The organism is Pseudomonas sp. 13B_2.1_Bac1 (assembly GCF_025466155.1).
GTDB lineage: Bacteria > Pseudomonadota > Gammaproteobacteria > Pseudomonadales > Pseudomonadaceae > Aquipseudomonas > Aquipseudomonas aylmerensis.
Map to the genome: position 1 here is coordinate 64476 of NZ_JANLOH010000043.1, position 26359 is coordinate 90834.

At 61.6% G+C, this 26359-nt stretch carries 28 protein-coding genes; 22 read left to right on the top strand and 6 right to left on the bottom strand.

Annotated elements, in window-relative coordinates; all coding sequences use genetic code 11:
• The first annotated feature begins 61 nt into the window (after positions 1 to 61).
• Genes NTD80_RS10070 through NTD80_RS10080 form a run of 3 tightly spaced genes read left to right on the top strand, consistent with a single transcriptional unit; the run spans position 62 to position 3191 of the window.
• Positions 62 to 1528 carry a purine-cytosine permease family protein gene (locus NTD80_RS10070; protein ID WP_065909313.1) on the top strand — a complete coding sequence of 489 codons (1467 nt, stop codon included), beginning with the start codon at positions 62 to 64 and terminating at the stop codon, positions 1526 to 1528.
• Positions 1521 to 2438 (top strand): PfkB family carbohydrate kinase, encoded by a 918-nt coding sequence (locus NTD80_RS10075; RefSeq protein WP_262133392.1) that lies wholly within the window; start codon positions 1521 to 1523, stop codon positions 2436 to 2438. Before NTD80_RS10070 ends, NTD80_RS10075 begins: the two co-directional genes overlap by 8 nt.
• Positions 2439 to 2462: 24 nt before the next feature.
• Positions 2463 to 3191 carry a class I SAM-dependent methyltransferase gene (locus NTD80_RS10080; RefSeq protein ID WP_262133393.1) on the top strand — a complete coding sequence of 243 codons (729 nt, stop codon included), beginning with the start codon at positions 2463 to 2465 and terminating at the stop codon, positions 3189 to 3191.
• 129 nt (positions 3192 to 3320) lie between these two features.
• On the opposite strand, the gene NTD80_RS10085 is transcribed toward NTD80_RS10080, so the two are convergent.
• The 4 genes from NTD80_RS10085 to NTD80_RS10100 all read right to left on the bottom strand — a co-directional run bounded on the left by NTD80_RS10085 (position 3321) and on the right by NTD80_RS10100 (position 5696).
• Positions 3321 to 3701: a termination factor Rho gene (locus NTD80_RS10085; RefSeq protein WP_262133395.1), complete on the bottom strand. Its 381-nt coding sequence runs from the start codon at positions 3699 to 3701 to the stop codon at positions 3321 to 3323.
• Positions 3702 to 3751: 50 nt separating this feature from the next.
• Complete coding sequence (locus NTD80_RS10090) at positions 3752 to 4018, bottom strand: hypothetical protein (protein ID WP_106802870.1); 267 nt, start codon at positions 4016 to 4018, stop codon at positions 3752 to 3754.
• Between the two features lie 51 nt (positions 4019 to 4069).
• A complete protein-coding gene (locus tag NTD80_RS10095) occupies positions 4070 to 4414 on the bottom strand; it encodes a hypothetical protein (protein ID WP_065909324.1) in 345 nt (114 codons plus the stop codon).
• 85 nt (positions 4415 to 4499) lie between these two features.
• Positions 4500 to 5696, bottom strand: coding sequence for an MFS transporter (locus NTD80_RS10100; RefSeq protein ID WP_262133398.1), 1197 nt, complete (start codon positions 5694 to 5696; stop codon positions 4500 to 4502).
• A 189-nt stretch (positions 5697 to 5885) separates the two neighbouring features.
• Here NTD80_RS10100 and NTD80_RS10105 point away from each other — a divergent pair, with 189 nt between their 5' ends.
• The 6 genes from NTD80_RS10105 to NTD80_RS10130 all read left to right on the top strand — a co-directional run bounded on the left by NTD80_RS10105 (position 5886) and on the right by NTD80_RS10130 (position 11912).
• Entirely contained in the window at positions 5886 to 6365 is a 480-nt protein-coding gene (locus tag NTD80_RS10105; RefSeq protein ID WP_106802872.1) for a GNAT family N-acetyltransferase, read from the top strand.
• Positions 6366 to 6602: 237 nt separating this feature from the next.
• A complete protein-coding gene (locus tag NTD80_RS10110) occupies positions 6603 to 7424 on the top strand; it encodes an SDR family oxidoreductase (protein ID WP_201145723.1) in 822 nt (273 codons plus the stop codon).
• 35 nt (positions 7425 to 7459) lie between these two features.
• Complete coding sequence (locus NTD80_RS10115) at positions 7460 to 8440, top strand: substrate-binding domain-containing protein (protein ID WP_065909335.1); 981 nt, start codon at positions 7460 to 7462, stop codon at positions 8438 to 8440.
• Entirely contained in the window at positions 8437 to 9936 is a 1500-nt protein-coding gene (araG, locus tag NTD80_RS10120; protein WP_262133403.1) for an L-arabinose ABC transporter ATP-binding protein AraG, read from the top strand. The genes NTD80_RS10115 and araG overlap by 4 nt, the downstream gene beginning before the upstream one ends.
• A 19-nt stretch (positions 9937 to 9955) precedes the next feature.
• Positions 9956 to 10921, top strand: coding sequence for an L-arabinose ABC transporter permease AraH (gene araH / locus NTD80_RS10125; protein ID WP_025854166.1), 966 nt, complete (start codon positions 9956 to 9958; stop codon positions 10919 to 10921).
• A 187-nt stretch (positions 10922 to 11108) separates the two neighbouring features.
• Positions 11109 to 11912, top strand: a complete 804-nt coding sequence (locus NTD80_RS10130) for an IclR family transcriptional regulator (RefSeq protein ID WP_065909342.1) — start codon at positions 11109 to 11111, stop codon at positions 11910 to 11912.
• Here NTD80_RS10130 and NTD80_RS10135 read toward each other — a convergent pair whose 3' ends face one another.
• The gene (locus NTD80_RS10135; protein WP_106802876.1) at positions 11913 to 12965 is read right to left on the bottom strand and encodes an NAD(P)-dependent alcohol dehydrogenase; all 1053 of its coding nucleotides are present in this window, start codon (positions 12963 to 12965) and stop codon (positions 11913 to 11915) included.
• A 223-nt stretch (positions 12966 to 13188) separates the two neighbouring features.
• Between NTD80_RS10135 and NTD80_RS10140 the strand changes: the two genes are divergently transcribed.
• On the top strand, positions 13189 to 14082 hold the full coding sequence (locus NTD80_RS10140) for an AraC family transcriptional regulator (RefSeq protein WP_065909348.1): 894 nt from the start codon (positions 13189 to 13191) through the stop codon (positions 14080 to 14082).
• Positions 14083 to 14250: 168 nt separating this feature from the next.
• Here NTD80_RS10140 and NTD80_RS10145 read toward each other — a convergent pair whose 3' ends face one another.
• Positions 14251 to 15915 (bottom strand): electron transfer flavoprotein-ubiquinone oxidoreductase, encoded by a 1665-nt coding sequence (locus NTD80_RS10145; RefSeq protein WP_065909350.1) that lies wholly within the window; start codon positions 15913 to 15915, stop codon positions 14251 to 14253.
• A 521-nt stretch (positions 15916 to 16436) separates the two neighbouring features.
• Here NTD80_RS10145 and NTD80_RS10150 point away from each other — a divergent pair.
• The 12 genes from NTD80_RS10150 to NTD80_RS10205 all read left to right on the top strand — a co-directional run bounded on the left by NTD80_RS10150 (position 16437) and on the right by NTD80_RS10205 (position 26357).
• A complete protein-coding gene (locus tag NTD80_RS10150) occupies positions 16437 to 17186 on the top strand; it encodes an electron transfer flavoprotein subunit beta/FixA family protein (protein WP_016973648.1) in 750 nt (249 codons plus the stop codon).
• Between the two features lie 2 nt (positions 17187 to 17188).
• A complete protein-coding gene (locus NTD80_RS10155; protein WP_065909352.1) occupies positions 17189 to 18118 on the top strand; it encodes an electron transfer flavoprotein subunit alpha/FixB family protein in 930 nt (309 codons plus the stop codon).
• Positions 18119 to 18234: 116 nt separating this feature from the next.
• Positions 18235 to 19053: a substrate-binding periplasmic protein gene (locus NTD80_RS10160; RefSeq protein WP_262133408.1), complete on the top strand. Its 819-nt coding sequence runs from the start codon at positions 18235 to 18237 to the stop codon at positions 19051 to 19053.
• A gap of 9 nt (positions 19054 to 19062) precedes the next feature.
• Positions 19063 to 19425 (top strand): DUF4398 domain-containing protein, encoded by a 363-nt coding sequence (locus NTD80_RS10165; RefSeq protein WP_065909356.1) that lies wholly within the window; start codon positions 19063 to 19065, stop codon positions 19423 to 19425.
• Complete coding sequence (locus NTD80_RS10170; RefSeq protein ID WP_065909360.1) at positions 19422 to 20237, top strand: OmpA family protein; 816 nt, start codon at positions 19422 to 19424, stop codon at positions 20235 to 20237. Before NTD80_RS10165 ends, NTD80_RS10170 begins: the two co-directional genes overlap by 4 nt.
• 273 nt (positions 20238 to 20510) lie before the next feature.
• Positions 20511 to 21950: a PLP-dependent aminotransferase family protein gene (locus NTD80_RS10175; RefSeq protein WP_017527404.1), complete on the top strand. Its 1440-nt coding sequence runs from the start codon at positions 20511 to 20513 to the stop codon at positions 21948 to 21950.
• 104 nt (positions 21951 to 22054) lie between these two features.
• Complete coding sequence (locus NTD80_RS10180) at positions 22055 to 22546, top strand: translation initiation factor 2 (RefSeq protein ID WP_120449515.1); 492 nt, start codon at positions 22055 to 22057, stop codon at positions 22544 to 22546.
• Between the two features lie 162 nt (positions 22547 to 22708).
• Complete coding sequence (locus NTD80_RS10185) at positions 22709 to 22963, top strand: YkgJ family cysteine cluster protein (protein WP_065909363.1); 255 nt, start codon at positions 22709 to 22711, stop codon at positions 22961 to 22963.
• 41 nt (positions 22964 to 23004) lie between these two features.
• On the top strand, positions 23005 to 23610 hold the full coding sequence (locus NTD80_RS10190; RefSeq protein WP_065909364.1) for an START domain-containing protein: 606 nt from the start codon (positions 23005 to 23007) through the stop codon (positions 23608 to 23610).
• Between the two features lie 103 nt (positions 23611 to 23713).
• A complete protein-coding gene (locus NTD80_RS10195) occupies positions 23714 to 23950 on the top strand; it encodes a hypothetical protein (RefSeq protein ID WP_065909365.1) in 237 nt (78 codons plus the stop codon).
• Positions 23951 to 24163: 213 nt separating this feature from the next.
• Positions 24164 to 24505, top strand: a complete 342-nt coding sequence (locus NTD80_RS10200; RefSeq protein ID WP_015885395.1) for a ribonuclease E inhibitor RraB — start codon at positions 24164 to 24166, stop codon at positions 24503 to 24505.
• A 442-nt stretch (positions 24506 to 24947) separates the two neighbouring features.
• Complete coding sequence (locus tag NTD80_RS10205) at positions 24948 to 26357, top strand: circularly permuted type 2 ATP-grasp protein (protein ID WP_120449513.1); 1410 nt, start codon at positions 24948 to 24950, stop codon at positions 26355 to 26357.
• Positions 26358 to 26359: the final 2 nt, after the last annotated feature.

Genomic DNA, 26359 nt, shown 5'->3' on the forward strand with positions numbered 1-26359 from the left:
CCGGTTAACGCTTTGATTCTCTGCCACAACCACAACAATACAGGCATCAGGAGCACACCTCATGAGCAGCACTTCTTCCGGCCAAAGTGCCGGGCAACTGGAAACACGCGGTATCGAACCGGTCCCTGAAGGCGAGTGCAACGGCCATCCGCTGCAACTGTTCTGGGTGTGGTTCGCGGCCAATATCAGCATCCTCGGCTTGCCGCTGGGCGCGACCCTGGTAGCGTTTCGCGGCTTGGCGATCTGGCAGGCGATCATCGTCGCGATCCTCGGCGCCGCCGGCTCGTTTGCGGTGGTGGGCATCATCTCAATTGCCGGCCGACGTGGCCGTGCGCCGAGCCTGACGCTGTCCCGCGCAATCTTCGGGGTGCGCGGAAACATCGGGCCGACGCTGGTCTCGCTGATGTCGCGCCTGGGCTGGGAAACCGTCAACACCACCACCGCCGCCTTCGTGTTGCTGTCGTTGTGTTCGATCCTGTTCGGCTCGCCGGTCGAGGCCAAGAGCGCGCCGCTGCTGACGCTGATCTTCATCGCTATTTTCGTGCTGCTGACCCTGTCGGTTTCCGGCCTCGGCCACGCGACCTTGCTGGTGATCCAGAAGTGGTCGACCTACGTGTTCGGCGCATTGAACATCCTGGTCGGCGGTTTCCTCTGCGCCACCATCGACTGGAGCGCGGTGTTCAACGCCACCCCGGCGCCGTTGAGCGCGATGATCATCGGTATCGGCACCATGGCGGCGGGGACCGGTATCGGTTGGGCCAACGCTGGTGCCGACATGTCGCGCTACCAGCACCGCAGCGTCAAGGCCGTGCGCCTGGTGGCGTCCGCGGCGTTCGGTGCGGGCATTCCGCTGGTGCTGCTGATTACCCTCGGCGGCCTGCTGTCGGTGGGCAACAACGACCTGGCCTCGGCGACTGACCCGATCATCGCGATTCGCGACATGCTGCCGACCTGGATGGCCGTGCCGTACCTGATCACCGCCTTCGGTGGGCTGCTGCTGTCGAACAACTTGTCGGTGTACTCGGCCGGCCTCACCACCTTGACCCTTGGCTTGAAGGTCAAGCGCGTGCACGCGGTGATCGTCGATATCGTGGCAATCTTCGCCGGCTCCATCTACTTCATGCTGATCGCCGACAGTTTCTACGGCCCGTTCATCACCTTCATCTCGTTGCTCGCGGTACCGATCACCGCGTGGGTCGGGATCTTCGTGGTCGACCTGATCCACCGTCACTACTACAGCCCCAAGGACCTGCTCGACGTCAGTCCCAGCAGCGCCTATTGGTACCGTGGCGGGGTGGAGTGGCGCGCGTTTGGCGCCTGGGCCGTGGCGATCGTGCTGGGCTTCAGCTTCACCACCATCGGCACGACTGCCGAAAACATCTGGTTCGCCGGGCCGTTGTCCGACTCCTGGCTGGGCCACAACGGCCTGGGCTGGATCGTCACCTTCCTGGTGGCCGGCGGGATTTATGCGCTGCTGGGCGGCGCGGCTGACCGTCGTCCGGCTTTAGTCGAGAGTCACAATGTCTAGATTGCTGCACACCGGCCAGGTCATCGTTGACCTGGTCATGGCCCTCGACACCCTGCCCGCGACCGGCGGCGACGTGCTGGCGCAGTCGGCCAGCTTCGAAGCCGGCGGTGGTTTCAACGTGATGGCCGCCGCGCGCCGCAATGGGTTGCCGGTGGTGTACCTCGGGCGCCATGGCCGCGGGCGCTTTGGTGACCTGGCCCGTGCGGCCATGCAGGCCGAAGGCGTTGAAATCGCCCAGGCGGCCAGTGACGACAAGGACACCGGCCTGTGTGTGTCGCTGACCGAAGCCACCACCGAGCGCACCTTCATTTCCCACATCGGCGCTGAAGGCGACTTGACGGCCGAGGACTTGGCGGGCGTCGTGCCACGGGAAGACGACTATGTGTACGTCAGCGGCTACAGCCTGTTGCTCGAGGGCAAGGCGCAGGCGCTGCTCGATTGGCTTTTGGCGCTGCCGCGCGCTATACCCGTGGTGTTCGATCCGGGCCCCTTGGTCAAGGCGCCGGACTCGGCGTTGATGGTTGCCTTGCTGCCGCGTATCGATATCTGGACCAGCAACGGCCCGGAGGCGCTCGCATTTACCGGTGCCACGACGCTCGCCGATGCGCTGCTCGCACTCACTCGACATTTGCCTGCCGAGGCCTTGTTGGTGGTGCGCGACGGTCCGCAGGGTTGCTGGGTCAGTCGTCGGGGCGAGGCTGAGCATGTGCCGGGTTTCAAGGTCCAGGCGGTCGACAGCAACGGTGCGGGCGATGCCCATGCCGGGGTGTTCCTGGCCGGTTTGGCCAGCGGCCTGCAACCGGCCCAGGCAGCCCGTCGCGCCAACGCCGCCGCGGCTCTGGCGGTCACGCGCTGGGGCCCGGCGACTTCGCCAGGGGCTGCCGAAGTGGACGCGTTGTTGGCAGAATAGGGGCACTCAGTACGGAGCCGTCCCATGACCCAGAACATCTACGACACGCCGGCCTTCTTCGAGGGCTACAGCAAAATGAGCCGCTCGGTGGAGGGCCTCGCCGGGGCGCCGGAGTGGCCCGCCTTGCAGGCCTTGCTGCCGCCGATGTCCGGTTTGAACGTGGTCGACCTGGGCTGCGGTTATGGCTGGTTGAGTCGCTGGGCCCAGGAGCAGGGCGCCGCACAGGTGCTCGGCCTGGATGTGTCGCACAAGATGCTGGCGCGGGCCCGGGCGATGACCTCGGCGACGACCGTCACCTACGCCATCGCCGACCTGGAACAACTTGACCTGCCGGCGGGCACATTCGATTTGGCCTACAGCTCCTTGGCGTTCCATTACATCGTCGACCTAAAGCGATTGTTCCAGACCCTCCATCAAGCGCTGGTGCCGGGTGGGCGGCTGGTGTTTTCCATCGAGCACCCGATCTTCATGGCGCCGCGCAACCCAGGCTGGCAGGTCGATTCTCAGGGTCGCAAAAGCTGGCCGCTGGACAGTTATCAGCTGGAGGGGCCACGGGTGACGAACTGGTTGGCCGAGGGCGTGATCAAGCAGCACCGTACCTTGGGCACGTTGCTCAATCTGCTGATCCAGACGGGGTTCACGCTGAGCCATGTGCAGGAGTGGGGGCCGAGCGAAGCCGACCTCAAGGCCCTGCCAGCGTTGGCAGAAGAGCAAGAGCGTCCGATGATGCTGCTGGTCTCGGCGCACCGCTGATTGGCGATATCGCGAAAAAGAATATGTGCGAGTGGTGGCGAGGGAGCTTGCTACGGTTCGACAGCGCAGCCCTAGCAAGCTCCTTCACCACAGCCCAGAATGGGTGTTGAAATGCTGGGAAGACTGACGTCAGCCAGCCTTTCGCAGCGCTTCAATCAGTTGATCCTTGCGCATGCTCGAGCGGCCCGGTATGGCCCTGGCCCGCGCTTCCTGCAGCAAGCTTTGCTTGGTCTGCGTCGCCAACGATGCCCGGCTGTTGCGCGCATGGCCGTCACGGGTGGCCACGGCGCGCTTGGCCGAATCGCTGCGGGCCTGGGACTTTTCCTGCGGGGCTTTACGCTGACCCGAGCCACCGGCCTTTTCGCCACCGCCAGACTGCTTGTTGACGGTAGCCCAAGCGCGGGCCTCAGCTTCATCCTTGGGGACGCCTTGGTGCTCGTAACTCTGTTCGATACGGGCAGCCTTGCGCTTCTGTGCGGCGGTGTATTTGGCTTTGCTTCCTAGAGGCATTGCGATACTCCCACTGGCCCTGTCGCCAGGGCCAGACCAGACAAAATGGATTACTGAGGGCCTTCACTTTCAAGCTTGCGTGCCTCGTCGACACCGGAGGCGGTCAGCTTGATCGGCAGGTTCAACGAGTATTCACCGGCGTCGTCGGTGGTCACATGCCCATCCTTGATCAGCCCGCGGTCCTGGAGGAATGCCAAGACACTGGCCACCACCTTTTCGCCGCGGTAGTTATCCAGCACCTCCTTGCCCAGGCCGTTCGGGTGGGCGTGCAACAGGCGGGTGAGGACTTCTTTTTCAAGGTTTCTATCGACGTTCATGCGTACCTCTTCACTGGGGAATGATCGGGTGTTGGTGTTGCTATCGATCCATCAAGGCGCAGGCTGTTTCGGCGCGCCAGGCACGTTCGAGTCGTCGCCTTTGTTGATGTTGGGCTGATTGATCGCAGGGCCCATCTTGCCATTGCCGACGGCCGCCGGAGCCTGGCGTTGGGTGTCGTTGCCCTGGGTGCGCGGGTCTGCGCCTGGCTGGATGATCGCGCCGCCGTTGGTGTCCATGCCGGTGCCCATCGAGTCCTGGGACTCCTGGGTGGCAGGGTTTGGCGAGCTGCCGGCCGGGTCAGTCTTGCCGGTGGACGAGGTGGCAGCGAAGGCGCCCAGCGATGTGGCAGACAACAGGCCGGTGAGGGCGAGGGCGGCAAACTTGGAATTCTTCATGAGGGTGTCTCCATATGATTAATGTCCTTACCCTCTATTGGTCCGCCCGGCTTCGGCGTTCGTGCCTTGATGGCGACGAACGGTATTAGCCCACCTGTAAGATTTTGTGTGTCGAGAGCCTGCGCGCGATCAGGCGGGCCACGGTGATCATCCAGTTCAGTGCGGCGATAGCCAGCACGCAGAGCATCAGGGTCGACAGGCCGTACTCGACGATGATCTTGCCCGCCAGCAGCGGAAAGCCAAACACGCCGACAAAGTACCCGAGGCTGAATAACAGCAGGGCCTGGGATGTGGTGCCGGGCGGTGCTTCATTGGCCACCAGCCCGTTGATCACCGAGTACGTCAGGCCGTAACCCACGCCCAACGTGGCAGCTGCGAGCAGGTAGCTGAGGTTGCCGCTCACCCCAAAAGCAAACAGGGCGATCGACCCGAGCATCAACCCGGACAACACGCAGGCGGCGCGGTAGGCGTCGCGCTTGACCACGAAGCCGGCGATCAACAGCCGGCTGGTAATGGCGGCACTCAGGAACCCGGCGAAGAACAGCGAATAGTCCAGGCCATGCGCGGCTGCGTAGCTGGTCTGGAACGATGAAAGCCCACCAAATACGCACCCTCCCAAGCCGACCATCAGGATGGCGAACGCCGCCCTGGAAGACAGCACTCTGCGGCTGGCAGCCCAGGAAATACGGGCGGCTGGCACGTTCGCGTGATGCTTGAGCCGAGCGCCCATACGCCAGAACATCACCACACCGGCGAGGCTGGCCAACCCGGCAATATAGAACGCGCTGGTCAGGGGCAGGTCCAGCGCGCTGGCGGCCCGCCCGAGCAGGGGGCCGGAGCCGATCCCACTCAGCATGCTGCCCGACAGCAGCGCAAAGTACTTGGCTCGCTGCCGTGGTTCTACCAGCAAGGTCACGATGATCGGCCCCAGTGTGTAGAACACGCCCCAACCCAATCCCAGGGCCAGCCCGCACATCATCAAGCCTTGGCCAAACCCGGGCACCAGGGCAAAACCCAGGCACGCCACCACCAGCAACACGCCCATCCCGGCAATTGCCCGAGCCGCGCCCAGTGCATCGGCCAAATGCCCGGAGAGCACCACGGCCACGAAGGTGCTGAGCATCGCCATGGAAATCACGCTGCCGGCATCATGGTCGTTGCCGCCGCGCGTGTGAATCAGCAGCGACAGCAAAAACGTCGAACCGTAGGACAGGGACAGCAGGAAGCTGGCAAGGCAGAACAGCGCGAAAGTCTTCGCGCCCACCGGCGGAGTGGCGTGCATGGGCAAGTCTCGAATCGTTGGCGTTATGCCGACTGTTTACCATGGGCGGCCACGGCGATTGTTCTGTGGTTGGTGGTGCTCGGATCACTGCGCGACGGAGTAAAGCACCCGCACCCTCTCGAAATTGCACTGCAACTCGTCATGAAAGCGCCTTAGTATGTGTGCTTTGAAATTGCCCAAGGCTCGCCCATGACCATCGAGATTCGCCCCGCCGTGCCCAGCGATGCTGCGCAGATCCTGGCTTTCATCACCGAGCTTGCCGAGTACGAGAAGGCCCGGCATGAAGTGATCGCCAGTGTCGCGGACATCGAGCGCAGCCTGTTCAGCGAGGGCGCGACCGCCCATGGCCTGATCTGCTTGCGGGACGGCTTGCCGATCGGTTTTGCCGTGTTCTTTTTCAGTTACTCCACGTGGCTGGGCAGCAACTGCCTGTACCTCGAAGACCTGTACATCAACCCCGAGCAACGCGGCGGTGGCGCCGGCAAGAAGCTGTTGCGGCATTTGGCCAAGATCGCTTGCGACAACGGCTGCGGCCGTTTCGAGTGGAGCGTGCTGGACTGGAACGAGCCGGCGATTGCCTTCTACAAATCCATCGGCGCCCAGCCGCAGGAAGAGTGGGTTCGCTACCGCATGGAAGGCGATGCGCTGCGCGACTTTGCCCTCGGCTAATCCCCCAGCCTGTAGACACTGAAGATCAACAGGTGGGAGCGGGCTTGCTTGCGAATGCGCTGGATCAGTCAACTCATGTGTGACTGGCCACGGCATTCGCAAGCAAGGCCGCTCCCACATTTTTTTTGATTTTTGCTCACTATATGGGATGCAAATTTATATATTGAGATATTTCAAAAGATGGGTTTATAGTCGCCTGCATCAGCACTCACTACCAAAAATAAAACAGGTGAAGCGATGCAGCCCCAACCGTTGTCGTTACCCGCTGTGCCCGAGCCCACCTATGGTGAACGGCTGAAGAACAAGGTGGTGATCATCACGGGCGCCGCCCAGGGCATTGGCGAGGCGATCGTCGCCTGTTTCCAGGCCCAGCAGGCACGCCTGGTGATTGCCGATATCCAGGGCGACAAGGTCGAGAAAGTCGCCGCCCATTGGCGCGAACGCGGCGCCGAGATTGTCGCGCAACCCGTCGATATCACCTCCAAGACGCAGTGGCAGGCGTTGGTCAATGTCGCCATCGAACGCTTCGGTCGCGTCGATGTGCTGGTCAACTGCGCCGGGGTCAACGTGTTCCGCGACCCGCTGGAGATGACCGACGAGGACTGGCGCCGCTGCTTCGCCATCGACCTCGACGGCGCCTGGTACGGCTGCCGTTCGGTGCTGCCGCACATGATCGAGCAGGGCATCGGCAACATCATCAACATCGCCTCCACCCACTCCAGCCACATCATTCCCGGTTGCTTCCCATACCCGGTGGCCAAGCACGGCCTGCTCGGCCTCACCCGCGCGCTCGGCATCGAATACGCGCCCAAGGGCATCCGCGTGAATGCCATCGCGCCGGGCTACATCGAAACCCAGCTCAACGTCGACTACTGGAACGGTTTCCCCGACCCCCACGCCGAACGCCAGCGTGCGTTCGACCTGCACCCGCCCAAGCGCATCGGCCAGCCGATCGAAGTGGCGATGACTGCATTGTTCCTGGCGACTGACGAGGCGCCTTTCATCAATGCGACCTGCCTGATGATCGATGGCGGGCGGTCCGTGATGTACCACGACTAGAACTTGTAACGCTCAATAACAACAAGAGGTGGCTCATGTTCAAGAAGACACTAGGCACTCTGGCGCTCGCGATGGCGTTCAGCAGCGTGGCACTCGCCGAAGAAGTGAAGATCGGCTTCCTGGTCAAGCAGGCCGAAGAACCCTGGTTCCAGACCGAATGGGCCTTCGCCGAAAAGGCCGGCAAGGACCAGGGTTTCACCGTGATCAAGATCGCGGTGCCCGACGGTGAGAAGACCCTGTCGGCCATCGACACCCTCGCGGCCAACGGCGCCAAGGGCTTTGTGATCTGCCCGCCGGACGTGTCCCTTGGCCCGGCGATCATGGCCAAGGCCAAGCTCAATAACCTCAAGGTGCTGGCGGTCGACGACCGTTTCGTCGACGCCAAGGGCAAGCCTATGGAAGACGTGCCCTACGTCGGCCTGGACGCTTACAAGATCGGCCAGAAGCAAGGCGAAGCCATGGCCACCGAAGCGAAAAAACGCGGCTGGGACTGGAAAGAAACCTACGCCGTGATCAACACCTTCGACGAGCTGGAAACCGGCAAGAAACGCACCGACGGCTCGGTGGAAGGCCTCAAGGCGGCGGGCCTGCCGGCTGACCATATCCTCTTCAGCGCGCAGAAAACCCTCGACGTCCCCGGCAGCATGGACGCCACCAACTCGGCGCTGGTGAAGCTGCCCAGTGGCGCGAAAAACCTGCTGATCGGCGGCATGAACGACAGCACCGTGCTGGGCGGCGTACGCGCCACGGAAAGCGCCGGCTTCAAGGCGGCCAACGTGATCGGTGTCGGCATCAACGGTACCGATGCAATCGAGGAATTGAAGAAATCCAATACCGGTTTCTACGGCTCGATGCTGCTGAGCCCGGATGCCTCGGGCTACAAAACCGCCAGCGCGATGTTCGAGTGGGTCACCAAAGGCACCGAGCCTGCCAAGTTCACCGCCCTGGACAATGTCACCCTGATCACCCGCGACAATTTCAAGCAAGAGTTGAGCAAAATCGGGCTGTGGAAATGAGCGGCGCGGCCCTGCGTTTCAATGGCATCGGCAAGGAGTTTCCCGGTGTGAAAGCCCTGGCGCAGATCAGCTTTGAAGCGCGGCCGCATTCGGTACATGCGCTGATGGGCGAGAACGGCGCCGGCAAGTCGACCCTGCTGAAGATTCTCGGCGGAGCCTACATGCCGAGCAGCGGCACGCTGCAGATCGGCGAGCAGACCATGGACTTCAAATCCGCCGCCGACAGCATCGCCAACGGCGTCGCGGTGATCCACCAGGAACTGCACCTGGTGCCGGAAATGACGGTGGCGGAGAACCTGTTCCTCGGGCATTTGCCGACGCGTTTTGGCGTGGTCAATCGCGGGCTGTTGCGCCAGCAGGCGCTGGCCTGCCTCAAGGGCCTGGCCGATGAGATCGACCCCGACGAAAAGCTCGGGCGGCTGTCCCTCGGGCAGCGCCAACTGGTGGAAATCGCCAAGGCGTTGTCGCGGGGTGCGCATGTGATTGCTTTCGACGAGCCGACCAGCAGCCTGTCCGCCCGCGAGATCGACCGCTTGATGGCGATCATCACGCGGCTGCGCGACGAGGGCAAAGTGGTGCTCTACGTGTCCCATCGCATGGAAGAAGTGTTCCGCATCTGCAACGCCGTCACGGTGTTCAAGGATGGCCGCTACGTGCGCACCTTCGAGGACATGAGCACGCTGACCCACGATCAACTGGTGACCTGCATGGTCGGCCGCGACATCCAGGACATCTATGACTATCGCCCGCGCGAGCAGGGCGAGGTGGCGCTGAAGGTCGAGGGGCTGCTCGGCCCGGGCCTGCGTGAGGCGGTCAGCCTGCAAGTGCACAAGGGCGAGATCCTCGGGCTGTTTGGCCTGGTCGGTGCCGGGCGGACCGAGCTGTTCCGGTTGCTCAGCGGGTTGGAGCGCGCGACCGCCGGCCACCTGGAATTGAACGGGCAGACGCTGCCCTTGCGCTCGCCCCGCGATGCCATCGCCGCTGGCGTGTTGCTGTGCCCGGAGGACCGCAAGAAGGAGGGCATCATTCCGCTGTCCAGCGTCGCCGAGAACATCAACATCAGTGCGCGGGGTGCGCATGCCACGTTTGGCTGGCTGCTGCGCGACGGCTGGGAGAAGGGCAACGCCGACAAGCAGATCAAGGCGATGAAGGTCAAGACGCCGAACGCCGAGCAGAAAATCATGTACCTGTCGGGGGGCAACCAGCAGAAGGCCATTCTCGGCCGCTGGCTGTCGATGCCGATGAAAGTCCTGCTGCTGGACGAGCCGACGCGTGGCATCGATATCGGCGCCAAGTCGGAGATCTACCAGATCATCCACAACCTTGCCGCCAGCGGCATCGCGGTGATCGTGGTGTCCAGCGACCTGATGGAAGTGATGGGCATCTCCGACCGCATCCTGGTGATGAGCGAAGGCGCCCTGACCGGCGAACTGACCCGCGATCAAGCGGATGAAGCACGGCTGCTGCAACTGGCGCTCCCGCGTTCGCGGGCTTGAAGAATAAGAGGGTTTGGCTATGTCTCAGGTAAAAACTGCAAAGGGCTTCTGGCCAGGTTTCAACCAGCGCAAGTTTCTCGATGACTGGGTGATGCTGCTGGCGGCGCTCAGCATCTTTGTGCTCAGCGCGTTGTTTATCGACAACTTCCTCTCGCCGCTGAACATGCGCGGCCTGGGCCTGGCGATTTCCACCGTGGGCATCGCGGCGTGCACCATGTTGTTCTGCCTGGCGTCGGGGCACTTCGACTTGTCGGTGGGCTCGGTGATCGCCTGCGCCGGCGTGGTGGCGGGGATCGTGATCCGCGACACCGACAGCGTGGTGCTCGGTGTGTCCGCCGCCCTGGCCATGGGCCTGGTGGTGGGGCTGATCAACGGTATCGTCATCGCCAAGCTGCGCATCAACGCGTTGATCGCGACCCTGGCGACCATGCAGATTGTGCGCGGCCTGGCCTACATCTTCTCCAACGGCAAGGCCGTCGGGGTGATGGACGAAGGCTTCTTCGTGTTCGGCAACGGCCAACTGATGGGCGTGCCGGTGCCGATCATCATCACCGTGCTGTGCTTTGTGTTCTTCGGCTGGCTGCTCAACTACACCACCTACGGGCGCAACACCATGGCGATTGGCGGCAACCAGGAAGCGGCGCTGCTGGCCGGGGTGAACGTCGACCGCACCAAGATCATCATCTTTGCCGTGCACGGTTTGATCGGCGCGCTGGCCGGGGTGATCCTGGCCTCGCGCATGACCTCGGGCCAACCGATGATCGGCCAGGGTTTCGAGCTGACGGTGATCTCTGCCTGCGTCCTGGGCGGGGTCTCGTTGAGCGGTGGTATCGGCATGATCCGTCATGTGATTGCCGGGGTGCTGATCCTGGCGATCATCGAGAACGCGATGAACCTGAAGAACATCGACACCTTCTACCAGTACGTGATCCGCGGTTCGATCCTGTTGCTGGCGGTGATTATCGACCGCATGAAGCAACGCTAAAGTCGTGCCCTGTGAAGATCAAAATGTGGGAGCTGGCTTGCCTGCGATAGCGGTGTGTCAGCCTGCACATTTACTGGCTGACACGCCCTCATCGCAGGCAAGCCAGCTCCCGCAGTGGATCTCCTCTGTTCAGGAGGGCTGCATTTGCCATAATGGCGCCGTTTTCGTACCACCACATAGGCCCGATATGCAGGAAAACGCCCACACTCCCGTCAAAGACGCTGCGCCTACCGGCACCCAGACCCTGCTGCGTGGCCTGGGCGTGGTACAGGCGGTGGCGGCCGGTGCGCGGGATCTGAAAGAGATCGCCAAGCGCATCGGCACCACCCGCAGCACCACGCATCGCCTGGCCAGTTGCCTGGTGGAAGAGCGCTACCTGCGCGTGGTGCCGCAGGTCGGTTACCTGCTGGGGCCGAAGTTGATCGAGCTAGGTTTCCAGGCCCGCGAAGAGTTGCCGCTGGTGACCCTGGCCATCCCGTATCTGGATGAACTGTCGGCGCTGACCGGCGACACCATCCACCTGGCCATTCGCGAATACGATGACGTGCTCTACCTGCACAAGAATCCAGGCCGCAACGGTCCGGAAATGCGCTCGCGGGTGGGCCATCGCATGCCATTGGCGCGGACCGGTGTGGGCAAGGCGATGCTGCTGGATGACACCGCGCAGGAATGGCAGCGGCTGTACGAAGCCAGCCTGCCGGCGGGAGGCAAAAGCCTGCAATGGCCGCAGCACCCGGAACAAACCTGGGCGCAGTTCGAGCAGCGCATGCATGAATACGTGGTGGGGGGCTACGCGTTCGATCTGGAAGACAACGAACCGTCGATCCGTTGCGTGGCGGCACCGGTGCGCGATGCCAGCCGGCGTATCGTCGCCGGCATCAGCATCGCCAGTACCGTGCCCTACATGCCGCTGGAGAAAATGGCCGAGCTGATCCCTGTGATCAAACAGGTCGCGGCCCGGCTTTCCGCGGAGTTGGGCGCAAAGGCCTGATCAGGCCTTCAGGGTCGCCATGTCGATGACAAAGCGGTACTTCACATCACCGGCGATCATGCGGGCGTAAGCCTCGTTGATCTGGCGGATGTCGAGCATTTCGATGTCGCAGGTGATGCCATGCTCGGCACAGAAATCCAGGACTTCCTGGGTTTCGGCAATGCCACCAATCAACGAACCGGCCAGCACTTTACGCCCCAGCACCAGCTTGGCCGCATTCACCGGCGGGTCTACCGGCTCGATCAGGCCGACCAGGATGTGCACGCCGTCAAAGCGCAGTACATCGAGGTAGGGGTTGAGGTCGTGTTGTACCGGAATGGTGTCCAGCAGGAAGTCGAAGCTGCCGGCGGCGGCCTTCATCTGCTCGGCATCAGTGGACACGATCACGTGATCGGCGCCCTGGCGACGGCCTTCTTCAGCCTTGCTCGCCGAGCGGGTGAACAAGGTCACTTCCGCGCCCATGGCCTTGGCAAACTTGATGCCCATATGGCCCAGGCCGCCCATGCCCAGCACGCCGACTTTATCGCCGGCCTTGACGCCGTAGTGCTTGAGCGGCGAGTAGGTGGTGATGCCGGCGCAGAGGATCGGCGCGGCGCTGGCGAGGTCGAGCTTGGCCGGGATCTTGACCACAAAGTGCTCGCTGACCACGATGCTGTCGGAGTAGCCGCCCATGGTGTTGCTGCCGTCGACGCGGTCGGGGGTGGCGTAGGTCATGGTCGGGCCTTCGAGGCAGTATTGCTCCAGGTCCGATTTGCACGCGTCGCAGTGGCGGCAGGAGTCGACCATGCAGCCCACGCCGACCAGGTCGCCGACTTTGTGCGCGGTGACGCTGGCGCCGACGGCGGTGACTTTGCCGACGATCTCGTGGCCCGGCATCAGCGGGTACACGGCGATGCCCCACTCGTTGCGTGCCTGGTGGATGTCGGAGTGGCAGACGCCGCAGTAGAGAATCTCGATGGCTACGTCATCGGCACGTGGGCTGCGACGTTCAAACGACATGGGGGCGAGGGGAGTGGTGGCCGACTGGGCGGCATAACCGATAGCGGTGTACATGGGGAAACCTCGCAAAAGCTTGGACTGGGGAGGTGGCGCATTCTGCGCGCCGACCCCGGGTGCGACCATGGCAAATGCTCCGAGTCTCATGCCTAAAGCTCCGGAGGAGCAGCTAAAAGCGGCAAGCTGCAAGCGGCACGCTATAAACTGCGGACATTCTTGCAGCCTGTGGCTTGAAGCCAGCTGGCCTGCACCAAGACGTATCTTTGCGAGAGCTGCTTTTATGTTGTTGACCCGCCATCTCGATGCCAACGCCACGCTGGTTTCCTTGATTGAGGGGCTCACGCCCTGCGACGGTTTCTCCCCGACCCACTTGCCCGGCGTGCAGGTCTTGCGCGCCAGTTGCGACGTGGCGCGCGGGCCGCAGATCTATGAGCCGAGCCTGATGTTCGTGGCGCAGGGCAGCAAGGTCGCCTACCTGGGCCCGCGCACGCTGGAGTACGGCGCCGGTCACTACCTGATCCAGGCGATGCCGGTACCGTTCGAATGCGAGACCTTTGCCATGGCTCCCGACGCCCCGTTGTACGGCGTGACAGTGGGCATCGATCGGGTGGTATTGGGTGAGTTGGTCATGGCCATGGGCATGCAGGCCGGGCCGCCGCCGACGGCGCAGACCCTGGAATCGATGAGCTCGGTGGTGCTCGACGATGCGATGCGCGGCTGCGTCGAGCGGCTGTTGCAGTGCCTGCACGATCCGCTGGAAAGCCGGATCATGGGCCCGGCGCGGGTGCGCGAATTGTTGTTCACCGCCTTGCGCGGGCCTCAGGCCGATGTACTGCGCGCACTGGTGGAACAGCAGGGGCAGTTTTCGCGGATCGCTACCTCGTTGAATCACCTGCATGCCCATTACGCCGAGCCGCTGAATATCGAGACATTGGCGGGGTATGCGCACATGAGTGCGTCGACGTTCCATGAGCATTTCAAGCGCTGCACCTTGTTGTCGCCGGTGCAATATCTGAAACGGCTGCGCCTGCTCAAGGCCCAGCAGTTGCTGCTGGTCGAAGGCATGGGCGTGGCGCAGGCGGCGCATAACGTGGGATACCAGAGCACGTCGCAGTTCAGTCGCGAGTACAAGCGCTACTTCTTGCGCAACCCCGGTGAAGAGCGGGCTGCCTGATCACACCTCGCTCAATGTGGGAGCTGGCTTGCCTGCGATGGCGATGGGTCAGCTAAAGATTGGTTGACTGAGACTCCGCTATCGCAGGCAAGCCAGCTCCCACAGTTGATATATGTTGCCCATAAAAAAGGCTCCCGATTGGGAGCCCTTTTTGTTCAAGCGACGGACTTACATGTTCGGGTAAGTCGGCCCGCCTGCGCCTTCCGGCGTGACCCAGGTGATGTTCTGCGAAGGGTCCTTGATGTCGCAGGTCTTGCAGTGCACGCAGTTCTGGGCGTTGATCTGGAAGCGTTTTTCGCCGTCTTCCTTGGTCACCACTTCATACACGCCGGCCGGGCAGTAACGCTGTGCCGGTTCATCGTAGAGCGGCAGGTTGGTGCCGATCGGGATGCTCGCGTCTTTGAGCTTCAAGTGGCACGGCTGTTCTTCTTCGTGGTTGGTCCCGGAGATGAACACCGAGCTCAACTTGTCGAAGCTCAGCTTGCCGTCGGGTTTCGGGTAGTCGATCTTCTTGCTGTCCTTCGCGAGCTTGAGGCAAGCGTAGTCCGGCTTGGTGTCGTGCAGGGTGAACGGCATCTTGCCGCCGAGGATGTTCTGGTCGAACCAGTTGAAGCCGGCGCCGATGATCGGACCGAACTTGTGCATCGCCGGGCCGAAATTGCGGCTGGCGAACAGCTCTTCGTAGAGCCAGCTGGACTTGAAGCTGTCGACGTAAGCGGTCAGCTCATCACCGCCTTCGGATTCGGCAAACAGGCGGTCGGCCACGGCGTCGGCGGCGAGCATGCCGGACTTCATCGCCGTGTGGCTGCCTTTGATCTTGGCGAAGTTCAGGGTGCCGAGGTCGCAACCGATCAGCGCGCCACCTTTGAAGACCATCTTCGGCAGCGAGTTCAGGCCGCCTTTGCAGATGGCGCGGGCGCCGTAGCTGATGCGCTTGCCGCCTTCCAGGTACTGCGCCAGCACCGGGTGATGCTTGAGGCGCTGGAATTCGTCGAACGGCGACAGGAAGGTGTTGCTGTAGGACAGGTCGACGATCAGGCCGACGACCACCTGGTTGTTTTCCAGGTGATAAAGGAACGAGCCACCGGTGTTCTCGGCGCTCATGATGTCCAGCGGCCAACCGGCGGTGTGCACCACCAGGCCTGGCTGATGCTTGGCCGGGTCGATCTCCCAGATTTCCTTCAGGCCGATGCCGTAGTGCTGGGCGTCAGCGTCGCTGTCCAGGTTGAAACGCTGGATCAGTTGCTTGCCGATGTGGCCACGGCAACCTTCGGCGAACAGCGTGTACTTGCCACGCAGCTCCATGCCGGGGGTGTACAGGCCTTCTTTCGGATTGCCTTCGCGGTCGACGCCGAGGTCACCGGTGATGATCCCGCGGACCACGCCGTTTTCGTCGAACAGTGCTTCCTGGGCGGCGAAGCCTGGGTAGATTTCCACGCCCAGGTTCTCGGCCTGCTGGGCCAGCCAGCGGCACAGGTTGCCCAGGGAGATGATGTAGTTGCCTTCGTTGTGCATGGTCTTGGGCACAAAGAAGTCAGGCACCTTGGTGGAGGCGTCGGGGCTGCGCAGTACATAGATGTCATCGCGCACCACCGGGGTGTTGAGCGGGGCGCCGAGGGCTTTCCAGTCCGGGAACAGTTCGTTCAGGGCGCGGGGTTCAAACACGGCACCGGAGAGGATGTGGGCGCCGACTTCGGAGCCTTTCTCGACCACGCAGACGCTGATTTCCTTACCGGCTTCGGCGGCCTTCTGCTTCAGTCGGCAGGCGGCAGACAGTCCCGCCGGGCCAGCGCCGACGATGACCACGTCGAATTCCATGTATTCGCGTTCCACAGGCTATCTCCTACTCAAGGCTCAACAGGCTTTTTTTTCTAATGGGTGGAGGTTCGGTGTTGTGTCCCTCATTGCTGCATTCGCAGCAGAGACGACCCACCTTTCTCTCTAGGTGGCGCATTATATCTACACCACTGTCAGCGTCCAATACAAACGTTTGTTTGAATTGCCCGCAGGCTAGGTAAATCAAAGAGGCGCGGCTTATGACTGGCTATTTTGCCGTATTGACCAGAATAGGTGTTCCGGTCAATATACGGTCGGTTTTGCGCTTACCGTAGGCAGACTGCAGGTTTCAAGAGCACGTCCAAAAGCAAGACAGGTGACGCGCGCCCAAACAATGGCGCGCAGTTTACACGCTGCGATAAAGAATGACCTCTCAGTCACCACTGACGAACGGTCGTCACTTCCCGTGAGCAAGGTCACTCGCCGAGGTTTTTGGAGGTGCCCTTGTGTGCCGATGAGCATCAACCGCCAGGTTCGCCTAGGCGACTTTCTTTTCACCGGAGAGTAACGAGGAATCCATGAAGGTTCTTGTAGCTGTCAAACGCGTTGTCGATTACAACGTGAAAGTTCGCGTCAAGGCGGACAATTCCGGCGTCGACCTCGCTAACGTCAAGATGTCGATGAACCCTTTCTGCGAAATCGCCGTGGAAGAAGCCGTACGCCTGAAAGAGAAAGGCGTGGCGACTGAAATCGTCGTGGTTTCCATCGGCCCTACCACTGCTCAAGAGCAGCTGCGTACCGCACTGGCACTGGGCGCCGACCGCGCCATTCTGGTTGAATCCGCTGAAGAGCTGACCTCCCTGGCCGTGGCCAAGTTGCTCAAAGCCGTTGTCGACAAGGAACAGCCTCAGCTGGTGATCCTTGGCAAACAGGCCATCGACAGCGACAACAACCAGACTGGCCAGATGCTGGCTGCACTGACCGGTTACGGCCAGGGCACCTTCGCCTCCAAAGTCGAAGTGAGCGGCGACAGCGTGGCTGTGACCCGTGAAATCGACGGCGGCGCACAGACCGTTTCGTTGAAACTGCCGGCCATCGTCACCACCGACCTGCGTTTGAACGAGCCGCGCTACGCGTCCCTGCCAAACATCATGAAAGCCAAGAAGAAGCCGCTTGAGTCGGTGACTCCAGACGCTTTGGGCGTTTCCACCGCCTCCACCAACAAGACCGTCAAAGTCGAAGCGCCAGCTGCACGCAGCGCGGGTATCAAGGTCAAGTCGGTGGCTGAACTGGTCGAGAAACTGAAAAACGAAGCGAAGGTAATCTAAACATGACTATCTTGGTAATCGCTGAACACGACAACAAGGTGCTGGCCCCGGCTACCCTGAACACTGTGGCGGCCGCTGCGAAAATCGGTGGCGACATTCACGTATTGGTAGCAGGTCAAGGCGCTGGCGCCGTGGCTGACGCCGCTGCGAAAGTGGCTGGCGTGAGCAAAGTATTGCTGGCCGACAACGCCGCCTACGCGCACCAACTGCCGGAAAACGTTGCCCCGCTGGTCGCGGAACTGGGCGCTGGCTACAGCCACATCCTGGCTGCCGCTACGTCCAACGGCAAAAACATCCTGCCACGCGTTGCTGCGCAGCTGGACGTTGACCAGATCTCCGAGATCATCTCGGTAGAAAGCGCTGATACCTTCAAGCGCCCGATCTACGCCGGTAACGCCATTGCCACCGTGCAATCGACCGCTGCCATTAAAGTGATCACCGTACGTGCCACCGGTTTCGACCCGGTTGCTGCTGAAGGGGGTTCGGCTGCGGTTGAAGCTGTTGCTGCTGCCCACGACGCTGGCACTTCGAGCTTCGTTGGCGAAGAGCTGGCCAAGTCCGATCGTCCTGAGCTGACCGCTGCCAAGATCGTCGTTTCCGGCGGCCGTGGCATGCAGAACGGTGACAACTTCAAACACCTGTACGCCCTGGCCGACAAGCTGGGCGCTGCGGTCGGCGCTTCCCGCGCTGCCGTCGACGCAGGTTTCGTACCCAACGACATGCAGGTCGGCCAGACCGGCAAGATCGTTGCGCCACAGCTGTACATCGCGGTCGGTATCTCCGGCGCGATCCAGCACTTGGCCGGTATGAAAGACTCCAAAGTGATCGTCGCGATCAACAAGGATGAAGAAGCACCGATCTTCCAGGTGGCTGATTACGGCCTGGTGGCGGACTTGTTCGAAGCCGTTCCCGAGTTGGAGAAGCTGGTCTAATCCAGTCGCTTCACTTATAAAGAGCCCGGTCCTTGTGACCGGGTTTTTTTTTGCCTTTGTAGATACCGACTTGCCGGCGCCTACAAGGGATGCGTTTGTGATGGGGAGAGTCTGTGATGGAATTGCGTCGTTGGGTGGTGCTGTTGCTGGGTGTGTCACTGCTTCCGAGCCTGACGCTGGCGGCGGGCAAATGTGAGCGCCTGGTGATCACCGGCAGCCCGGACGCACCGCCGTTGCTCTGGCGTGATCCCCAGGACCCCACGCACCTGATCGGCGCCACCGCCGATGTGTTGCAGCAAGTCGCCAAGGACCTCGGCTTGAAGGTCGACCTGCTCTACGGCGGCAAACGTTCCCTGGCCCTGGATGAAGTGCGCAGCGGGCGCATGGACATCCTCGCCGACGCACCGCTGAACCTGGGCGAGCTGGAGACCCTCGATTACATCCACCCGGCGCTGGTGCAGACCGACTATCTGGTGTGGACACGCAAGGACTCGGCACTGGTCTACAACACGGCCGCCGACTTGCACGGCCACAAGGGCGCAGTGTCGGAGCGGGCACGCTTGAGCCGTGAGTTCGAAACCCTCGCCGATCAGCAACTCACCCTGCAACGTCTACCGAGCCTGACGCCGGCTTTCCAGAAACTGTTGCTGGGCGAGGTGGATTACGTGCTGGCCGGGCGTTACTCGGGCATGGCCATGGCCCAGACATTGGGCATGAGCAACGACCTGGTCGCTCGCGAAACCCCGGTCGATCAGCCCGGCCTGTACCTGGCGATTTCCCACAACTCGGCCTGCAATGATCCGTGGTTGCGCGGACAGCTCACCAAAAAGATGACAGAATTGCCCGGGTCTGGTGTGGCGGAAGCCGCGCTGCAGCGCAATCTCGAGCGTTGGAAAGCGCAATTGCAACAACCCGTCGGCACCCCAACAAAGTAGGGATTTTCAGTGACTCTTCGACCTCTTTTCGCGGCCCTCGCCGTTGTCGCTCTGGCGGGATGTGCAGCCGATCCTGCGCCGAATGAACAAATACGCCTCACCCAACAAGCCTTGGAACAAGCCAGCGCCGTGGGCGCCAGTACTGATGACTCGCCCGAATTGAAACTGGCCGAAGACAAGTTCGCCCAGGCCAAGGCCGACATGGCCGATGAATCCTACAAAGATGCGCGCATGCAGGCCGAACAGGCCGAGCTGGATGCGCGCCTGGCTGAAGCCCGGATATTGACCCGCAAGAGCCAGGAACAACTCAACGTGCTCAACACCCGCATCACGCGTCTGCGCAAGCAATTGCAGTTGGGGGAAGCCCAATGAGCCCGATGATCCGCGCCGTGAGCTGTGTGTTGCTGCTGGGCAGCGCCGTCTTGGGCGGTTGTGCCAGCCATCCCAATGGCGAGCAGGCGCTGCAACAGGCCGGCAACGACTTCCAGAAGGTCAAGGAAGACGCCAATGTGCTGCGCTTCGCCCCCAAGGACGTGATCCGCGCCGGTGAGTCCCTGGCACGTGCCGACCGCTTGTCCAGCTACTGGGGCAGCGGCGCCGACGTGGTGCATTACGCCTACCTCAGCCAGCGCTACAGTGCCATCGCTCGCGAGCACACTGAGCAGGCGCTCAACCAGGAGCGTGGCGCCAAGCTTGAATTGGAGCGCCAGCGCCTGCAGTTGGCCCTGCGTGAAAACAAGCTGATCAGCGTGCAGCAGCAGGGCAAGTGGCTCGAGGAGCAGATCGCCAGCCTGGCCACCACCCAGACCGATCGCGGCCTGGTGATGACCCTGGGCGACGTGCTGTTCGATACCGGTGACGCCGAGCTGAAAAACTCCGCCAACCGCACAGTGCTGAAAATCGTACAGTTCCTGCAACTGAACCCTAAGCGCGTGGTGCGCATCGAGGGCTACGCCGACAACACCGGCGGCGAGCAGGAAAACCTCAAGCTGTCGCGTGACCGTGCGCAATCGGTGGCCGATGTGCTGGTCGACCTCGGCATCGATGAAAAGCGTATCCAGGTCGAAGGCTACGGCGACCAGTATCCGGTCGAGGCCAACGCCTCCGAGCGCGGCCGCGCGCAGAACCGTCGAGTGGAAATTGTATTCTCCGACGAGAAGGGCCAACTGGGCGCCGCCCGATAAAGCGCCAGCGCTGATCAAAATGTGGGAGCGGGCTTGCTCGCGAAGGCGGTGTATCAGTCACCCTTAATGTGGCTGACACACCGCTTTTGCGAGCGAGCCCGCTCCCACATTTCGTTTCGGTGCAGAGCTGAAATTCTATTCCCCCACCCCTACAGTTTTTACTGTCACTCCCGCCCGCGCTCGACTATTGTGGCAACTGTCCCCGTACACTTCTAAACTGTGCCGGTATGTTTCACACAAAAATAAAATACCCGTGAAATCGAGTGCTGCGTCATGACCAATCTGTTGCTTTACCAACGTATCGCCCAGCAACTGGCTGAGGATATCCGGCGCGGTGTCTATCAACCGGGTGAGCGCGTGCCTTCGGTGCGCAAGATGAGCTCCCAGCTCAACGTCAGCCATGCCACGGTGTTGCAGGCCTACGCCAACCTGGAAGACCAGGGGCTGATCCGGGCGCGGCCGCAATCGGGCTACTACGTGCACCAGACGCCGGCGCTGACGGCGCCGACGCCGGACATTGCTCGTGTCGAGCGTCCCGGGTTGGTCACCCGCAGCAGCATTATCCAGCAGGTATTGGGCGAGTCGCGCCGTGAAGGCGTGTTCCCGCTGGGCGCCGCCGTGCCGAGTGTCGACTACTTGCCGGTCCGCGCGCTGCACCAGCAGTTGGCCAAGGTCACCCGCTTCCAGAGCCCGCGTGCGTTCAGCTACATGTTCAGCCCGGGTTTTGAGCCCCTGCGCCGCCAAGTGGCGATACGCATGCGCGACGCCGGCGTGGTGGTGGACCCTTCCGAGGTGGTGATCACCCACGGTTGCGTGGATGCGTTGCAGATGTCGCTGCGTGTGCTCACACGCCCCGGCGACCTGATTGCCGCCGAATCACCGACCTACTATGGCTTGCTGCAACTGGCCGACCTGCTCGGCCTCAAGGTCATCGAGATCCCCAGCGACCCGTCCACCGGCATGAGCCTTGAAGCCCTGCAACTGGCGGCCAACCAATGGTCGATCAAGGCCCTGGTGTTGACCACGCGCCTGAGCAATCCCCTGGGCGGCACCATGCCCGAGGAGCGACAGAAACAATTGCTGCGGCTGGCCTCGGACTTCGATATCCAGATTGTCGAGGATGATATCTACGGCGAGCTGATGTTCGAACTCGGTCGCACCAAGGCCCTCAAGGCCTATGACCGCCTGGACCGGGTCATCTACTGCTCGAGCTTTTCCAAGACGTTGTCGCCGGGGGTGCGCATTGGTTGGATGATCGCCGGCAAATACCAGCAGGAAATCCAGCGCCTGCAGATGTTCAGTACCCATTCCGCCTGCAGCGTGACCCAGATGGGGGTGGCGGCCTACCTCGAGAACGGTGGCTACGACCGCCACCTGCGCTACATCCGCCAGGAATACCGCAAGAACCTCAGCGCTTTCCAGCTGGCGGTGCAGCAGTATTTCCCGGAAGGCACCCAGATGACCCGCCCGACCGGCGGCTTCATCCTGTGGGTCAGTTTGCCCGGACGGGTCAATACCCAGGAACTGCACGTGCGTGCCCTGCAACAGGGCATCAGCATTGCGCCGGGGTTGATCTTCAGCAATACCGAGCAGTTCAACCACTGCATCCGCCTCAATTGCGGCACGCCGTGGAACCGCGAGGCAGAGCGGGCGCTGATGACGTTGGGGATGCTGGCCAGCCAGTTGTGCCAGGAGACGGCAGCCGGCTTTTGAGCGGCGTATTGGGGACAGCTCCGATAGCTGGCTAATCACCGCGCTTGTCATGCCGCGCACAACAAGCGAGCATATGGCCCTCTGCCGTTAATGCTGTAGGCGATATGACCTCAATTGTTCGTGCTGCTTTGGTGATTGGCCTGTTAAGCCTGTGTAACGTCAGTCCGGTGCTGGCGGCAACGCCTGTGACTGACGCCCAGCCCGCCGCCAGCAACCAGCAGAAAACGCCCGCGAAAAAACCGGCACCGGCGCAAAAAGCCGCCGCGACCAAGAAAAAAGCCGCCACGGTGAAAAAGCGTGCACCGGTAGCGAGCAAGTCTAAATCGGCCCGCGAAGTGGCCCAGACCCAACTGGCACCGGCACAGTTGGACCTGACACTGCCTACGGACATGGTCCGGCACCTGCAGCCCCTGGGCACCATGCCCAAGCCCAAAAGCGTACCGCTGCTGCCGCCGATGTTTGGTGACAAGCCCACTGACAACAGTGCCTTCCAGATCAACGGGCGCCTGCTCAGCAATGAAATGAAACTGCAACTGCGCAACGAAGAGCGCCGCGATGTTGAAGGCGCGGCGTTGGAGTTCGAGTTCAAGCAATAAACTTTTTGCCCTAACGTGACGTCACCCCTCGACCATCTGTCGCAGACTGGTCAGTCACTTTTGTTTTCTGCGAAAAACCCCTGTTAGACCATTTTAAAACGGCTGTTTAAGGGCGTACTCTAGCCCGGCCATCCACATTGAGTCGTCGAGGACCTTTTGGTCATGAAATGCCGTGAAGGCTGTGGCGCGTGCTGCATCGCCCCCTCCATCAGTTCGCCATTACCGGGCATGCCACACGGCAAACCGGCCGGCGAACGCTGCCTGCACCTGTCTGTCGAACAGCTATGCCAGCTGTTCGGCCGGCCGGAACGCCCGGCGGTGTGCAGTGATTTCAAGGCCGATATCGAGGTCTGCGGCACCGACCAGGCCGATGCAATCCGGTTGATCGGCTGGTGGGAGCAGATGACGGCGGCTTGATGGGCTTTACTATCGGAACTTCAACAATAAGGAATACAACAATGGGTTCGCTGAAACGAATGGCTGTGTTGTGCGGTTTTACGCTGGTGTTTGCTGCCACTGCCCAGGCTGAGGATTGGCAAGTCGCCAAGGACGAAGACGGTATCAAAGTGTCCCTGAGCGAAATTGCCGGCTCCAAGTACAAGGCCTATCGCGGTGTGACCGTGATCAAGGCTCCCGTGGCCAAAATCGTCGCCCTGCAGGAAGACGTGGCCGGTGCCTGTGCCTGGATCCACGAGTGCAAGTCCCAGAAGCTGGTCGACAAGAAAGGCGACGAGAGCTGGACCTACACCCAATTCAAGGCCCCGTTCCCCGTGACGGACCGGGATTCCTACCTGCACATCACCACGACCAAGGCGGCCGACGGCACGCTGACCCGTAAGCTTGAGGGCGTCCCGACTTACAAGCCTGAAGAAAAAGGCTACGTACGGGTTGCCCAGGTCGATGGCTTCTGGAAACTCGTGCCAAAAGGCGACAACCAGACCGAAGTCACTTACCAGGTGCACACCGAGCCAGGTGGCAGCGTGCCTTCGTGGTTGGCCAACAAGTTTGTGGTGGACGCGCCGTTCAACACCTTGAAAGCCTTGAAAGAACACGCTGAAAAATAAGCGCAGTTGATCCGGTGTCTCCTGACTTGAGTGGAACGTTTGGCGAACCCTCAAGGTCCAGATAGTGGTAAGCCCACACACGGGTTTTATCGAGGAGGCACCGATGCAAAAGTGGCAGATTACCTTCGTTGATGATCACGGCGTTCAATCCGTCGAGCAGTTCACCTGCGATCAGAAGCCCAGCCTCGAAGATGCGGCACACATGATTCGCAACAAACTGGTGCCCATCGCCGCTGAACTGGACCTCAATGACCTGGAGGGCCGCAAGCCTGAGCCTACGGTCAAGATCCTCAAAGACCAGAACAGTATCCAGATCCTCGACATCTCTCCCGCCGCCTGAATATTCCCTGTACACACTTAAAGCGCCTCTGGTGGAGGTGATAGCTTCGCGCTACTCTGCAAGTGAGATCAGCGAACGAATCGCTAAGGTCTGGTCTTGTCAGCTACATGCTTGTTTTCCAGCGGTGATGTTTTTGCCGTAGCTCCCACGCCAGTACGGCGTGGGCTTCGGGAAGCACGGAAAGTCTATCCATCAATTCGAGGAGCACTTTTCATGAGCACAGCCTATCAAGAAGACATCAGCACCAACGTTCTGCGCCGCATGAAAGAAGGCGGCTTCGACTTCTCGCGATTCCACCCCATTGAGTTCTACGCCATATTCCCGGATGAGGAACGGGCGCGCAGGGCTGCGGGTGAATTTCGTGGGGAATCCCTGAATGCCCAGGTCAGCGCGCGCGACGATGGCGCCTGGTACCTGGAACTGAGCAAAATCATGTTTGCAACCTACGACGGCATAGGAGACTTCGAGCAGGACTTCGAGGCGGTGGTCGAGCCTCTGGGCGGCATTATCGAAGGATGGGGCGTCAAGCAGGAGGTGCGTGGGTTACCCATGTAGCAGTATGAGAAACACAGCGTATCGGCTGACCTTCGGGTCGGCCGATTTTGTTTGTGGCCAGCCCTTATCGCTGCCCGGTTCGGCATCGTCGCCAACCTCACTATCACCCCACCTACACAGCATTTCTCCAGCCAAAAAAAAGCCACCCGAGCAGGGTGGCCTAAAGGGAAGAGCGTTGCGCTGAAGCGGTAGGACGCATCCTGTTCAGCAGATGGTTGCGATTATCCGCAAGCGCGACCGGGCAGTGAAATCAACTCTGACTATGCTGTTGATAGCCAAAGCGCGCATTGCGATGAAGCGTGCGCCTGTGCGCGGGGCATTCTGCGCACCAGGACGGTGCGAGCAGATCCCTCTGGTTATTCAACGCACTGATTTTTAAGTGTTTATGCCGCTGGCACGGGCCTTGCGAAGGTTCAAGCGTCCGGGTGACAAGGAGTTCGGCATGATCCGCACTTATTACGACGAAATGTACGACGGGGCAGGGCAGGTTCGCCCCCATTACCGCGAGTTCGCCCGCTGGTTGGCTGATACCCCTGTTGAACTGCTGGCCCAACGCCGGCGCGAAGCCGATTTGCTGTTTCACCGCGCCGGGATCACCTTCACCCTGTACGGCGACGAGCAGGGCACCGAGCGCCTGATTCCCTTCGACACCATCCCGCGCAGTATTCCCGCCAGCGAATGGCGGATGGTCGAGCGCGGCTGCATCCAGCGGGTCAAGGCGCTGAACATGTTTCTCGCCGACCTGTACCACGAGCAACGCATCATCAAGGCCGGCATCATCCCCGCCGAGCAGGTGCTGGCCAACGAGCAATATCAACTGGCGATGCAGGGGCTGAACCTGCACCGCGACCTGTATTCCCACATCTCCGGGGTCGACCTCGTACGCGACGGCGACGGCACTTACTACGTTCTGGAAGACAACTTGCGTACACCGAGCGGCGTCAGCTACATGCTCGAAGACCGCAAGATGATGATGCGCCTGTTCCCCGAACTGTTCGCCGCCCAGCGCATCGCGCCCATCGATCATTACCCCAACCTGCTGCTCGATACCCTGAAAAGCTCCAGCCCCCTGGATAACCCCAGTGTGGTGGTGCTGACCCCGGGCCGCTTCAACAGCGCGTTCTTTGAACACGCTTTCCTGGCCCGCGAAATGGGGGTGGAGCTGGTGGAGGGCGCCGACCTGTTCGTGCGTGATGACCGGGTGTTCATGCGCACCACCGACGGCCCCAAGGCCGTCGATGTGATCTATCGCCGCCTCGACGATGCGTTCCTCGACCCGCTGGCGTTCAACCCGGACTCCATGCTCGGCGTGCCCGGCCTGCTCGCCGCGTATCGCTTGGGCAATGTGGTGCTGGCCAACGCGATTGGCACCGGAGTGGCGGATGACAAGTCGGTGTATCCCTTCGTCCCCGAGATGATCCGATTTTACCTGGATGAGGAACCCATCCTGCAGAACGTGCCTACCTTCCAATGCCGTAAGCCCGACGAATTATCCCACGTGCTGGCCAACCTGCCGGACCTGGTCGTCAAGGAAACCCAAGGTTCCGGCGGCTACGGCATGTTGGTCGGCCCGGCTTCGACGGCGGCTGAAATCGAAGCCTTTCGCGCACGCATCAAGGCCAAGCCCCACGCCTATATCGCCCAGCCGACCCTGTGTTTGTCCACCTGCCCGACCTTCGTCGACAACGGCATCGCCCCGCGTCATATCGACCTGCGCCCATTCGTGCTGTCCGGCAAGGAAACCCGCGTGGTGCCTGGCGGGCTGACCCGCGTGGCGTTGCGCGAAGGGTCGCTGGTGGTCAACTCGTCCCAGGGCGGCGGCACCAAAGACACCTGGGTGGTCGAGGATTGAAT

Bases quoted from the DNA above. Each gene is read 5' to 3' on its own strand.
- NTD80_RS10070 (WP_065909313.1), top strand. From the start codon at position 62: ATGAGCAGCACTTCTTCCGGCCAAAGTGCCGGGCAACTGGAAACACGC.
- NTD80_RS10075 (WP_262133392.1), top strand. From the start codon at position 1,521: ATGTCTAGATTGCTGCACACCGGCCAGGTCATCGTTGACCTGGTCATG.
- NTD80_RS10080 (WP_262133393.1), top strand. From the start codon at position 2,463: ATGACCCAGAACATCTACGACACGCCGGCCTTCTTCGAGGGCTACAGC.
- NTD80_RS10085 (WP_262133395.1), bottom strand. From the start codon at position 3,701: ATGCCTCTAGGAAGCAAAGCCAAATACACCGCCGCACAGAAGCGCAAG.
- NTD80_RS10090 (WP_106802870.1), bottom strand. From the start codon at position 4,018: ATGAACGTCGATAGAAACCTTGAAAAAGAAGTCCTCACCCGCCTGTTG.
- NTD80_RS10095 (WP_065909324.1), bottom strand. From the start codon at position 4,414: ATGAAGAATTCCAAGTTTGCCGCCCTCGCCCTCACCGGCCTGTTGTCT.
- NTD80_RS10100 (WP_262133398.1), bottom strand. From the start codon at position 5,696: ATGCACGCCACTCCGCCGGTGGGCGCGAAGACTTTCGCGCTGTTCTGC.
- NTD80_RS10105 (WP_106802872.1), top strand. From the start codon at position 5,886: ATGACCATCGAGATTCGCCCCGCCGTGCCCAGCGATGCTGCGCAGATC.
- NTD80_RS10110 (WP_201145723.1), top strand. From the start codon at position 6,603: ATGCAGCCCCAACCGTTGTCGTTACCCGCTGTGCCCGAGCCCACCTAT.
- NTD80_RS10115 (WP_065909335.1), top strand. From the start codon at position 7,460: ATGTTCAAGAAGACACTAGGCACTCTGGCGCTCGCGATGGCGTTCAGC.
- araG (WP_262133403.1), top strand. From the start codon at position 8,437: ATGAGCGGCGCGGCCCTGCGTTTCAATGGCATCGGCAAGGAGTTTCCC.
- araH (WP_025854166.1), top strand. From the start codon at position 9,956: ATGTCTCAGGTAAAAACTGCAAAGGGCTTCTGGCCAGGTTTCAACCAG.
- NTD80_RS10130 (WP_065909342.1), top strand. From the start codon at position 11,109: ATGCAGGAAAACGCCCACACTCCCGTCAAAGACGCTGCGCCTACCGGC.
- NTD80_RS10135 (WP_106802876.1), bottom strand. From the start codon at position 12,965: ATGTACACCGCTATCGGTTATGCCGCCCAGTCGGCCACCACTCCCCTC.
- NTD80_RS10140 (WP_065909348.1), top strand. From the start codon at position 13,189: ATGTTGTTGACCCGCCATCTCGATGCCAACGCCACGCTGGTTTCCTTG.
- NTD80_RS10150 (WP_016973648.1), top strand. From the start codon at position 16,437: ATGAAGGTTCTTGTAGCTGTCAAACGCGTTGTCGATTACAACGTGAAA.
- NTD80_RS10155 (WP_065909352.1), top strand. From the start codon at position 17,189: ATGACTATCTTGGTAATCGCTGAACACGACAACAAGGTGCTGGCCCCG.
- NTD80_RS10160 (WP_262133408.1), top strand. From the start codon at position 18,235: ATGGAATTGCGTCGTTGGGTGGTGCTGTTGCTGGGTGTGTCACTGCTT.
- NTD80_RS10170 (WP_065909360.1), top strand. From the start codon at position 19,422: ATGAGCCCGATGATCCGCGCCGTGAGCTGTGTGTTGCTGCTGGGCAGC.
- NTD80_RS10175 (WP_017527404.1), top strand. From the start codon at position 20,511: ATGACCAATCTGTTGCTTTACCAACGTATCGCCCAGCAACTGGCTGAG.
- NTD80_RS10180 (WP_120449515.1), top strand. From the start codon at position 22,055: ATGACCTCAATTGTTCGTGCTGCTTTGGTGATTGGCCTGTTAAGCCTG.
- NTD80_RS10185 (WP_065909363.1), top strand. From the start codon at position 22,709: ATGAAATGCCGTGAAGGCTGTGGCGCGTGCTGCATCGCCCCCTCCATC.
- NTD80_RS10190 (WP_065909364.1), top strand. From the start codon at position 23,005: ATGGGTTCGCTGAAACGAATGGCTGTGTTGTGCGGTTTTACGCTGGTG.
- NTD80_RS10195 (WP_065909365.1), top strand. From the start codon at position 23,714: ATGCAAAAGTGGCAGATTACCTTCGTTGATGATCACGGCGTTCAATCC.
- NTD80_RS10200 (WP_015885395.1), top strand. From the start codon at position 24,164: ATGAGCACAGCCTATCAAGAAGACATCAGCACCAACGTTCTGCGCCGC.
- NTD80_RS10205 (WP_120449513.1), top strand. From the start codon at position 24,948: ATGATCCGCACTTATTACGACGAAATGTACGACGGGGCAGGGCAGGTT.